The following is a 1,176-nucleotide window of genomic DNA, read 5'->3' as shown; positions in this document are numbered from 1 at the left end:
GCTACTACGCCGGCACCAACGGTACGGCCACCTTCGCGAATCGCGAAGCGCAGACCATCTTCCATGGCGATCGGAGCGATCAGCTCAACGTCCATTTGCACGTTATCGCCAGGCATTACCATTTCGGTACCTTCCGGCAGAGTACATGCACCCGTCACGTCAGTTGTACGGAAGTAGAACTGCGGACGGTAACCGTTGAAGAACGGGGTGTGACGGCCACCTTCGTCTTTGCTCAGGACATATACCTCAGCAACGAACTTGGTATGCGGGTTAATGGAGCCTGGCTTGGCCAATACCTGACCACGCTCAACTTCATCACGCTTAGTACCACGCAGCAAGACACCAACGTTCTCACCAGCACGACCTTCGTCCAGCAGCTTGCGGAACATCTCAACACCAGTACAAGTAGTCTTGGTGGTGTCGTGGATGCCCACGATTTCGATTTCCTCGCCGACTTTAACGATGCCACGCTCTACACGACCGGTTACTACAGTACCGCGACCAGAGATAGAGAACACATCCTCGATCGGCATCAGGAACGGCTGATCAACGGCACGCTCTGGCTCCGGAATGTACTCATCCAGAGTCTCAACAAGCTTCTGCACCGCAGGCATACCGATATCGCTAGTGTCGCCTTCCAGTGCTTTCAGCGCTGAACCCTTAATGATCGGAGTATCATCACCCGGGAAGTCGTAGTCGCTCAGCAGCTCACGCACTTCCATTTCTACCAGCTCAAGCAGCTCTTCATCGTCAACCATGTCCGCTTTGTTCAGGAACACAACGATGTAAGGTACGCCAACCTGACGGGACAGCAGGATGTGCTCACGAGTCTGCGGCATGGGGCCGTCTGCGGCGGAACATACCAGGATTGCGCCATCCATCTGCGCGGCGCCGGTGATCATGTTTTTCACATAATCAGCGTGACCGGGGCAATCTACGTGGGCGTAGTGACGAGTTGGAGAATCGTACTCTACGTGTGAGGTCGCAATGGTAATACCACGCTCACGCTCTTCCGGGGCATTATCAATACCATCGAAAGCAACGGCGTTGCCGCCCCATACTTCTGCACACACGCGGGTCAACGCGGCAGTCAGGGTGGTTTTACCATGGTCAACGTGACCAATGGTGCCTACGTTTACGTGCGGTTTATTACGTTCAAACTTTTCCTTAGCCACG

Annotated in this window: 1 protein-coding gene; it reads right to left on the bottom strand. The window is 54.6% G+C overall.

Annotated elements, in window-relative coordinates; all coding sequences use genetic code 11:
* On the bottom strand, window positions 1–1,175 hold a 1,175-nt coding region (gene tuf, locus Y017_RS08050; protein ID WP_035460205.1), incomplete at its 3' end, for an elongation factor Tu.
* Window position 1,176: the final 1 nt, after the last annotated feature.

The organism is Alcanivorax sp. 97CO-5 (assembly GCF_000524665.1).
In the GTDB taxonomy this organism is placed as follows: Bacteria; Pseudomonadota; Gammaproteobacteria; order Pseudomonadales; family Alcanivoracaceae; genus Alcanivorax; species Alcanivorax borkumensis.
The sequence above is the reverse complement of the archived record's forward strand: the minus strand, read 5'-3'. Positions and strand labels throughout refer to the sequence as shown.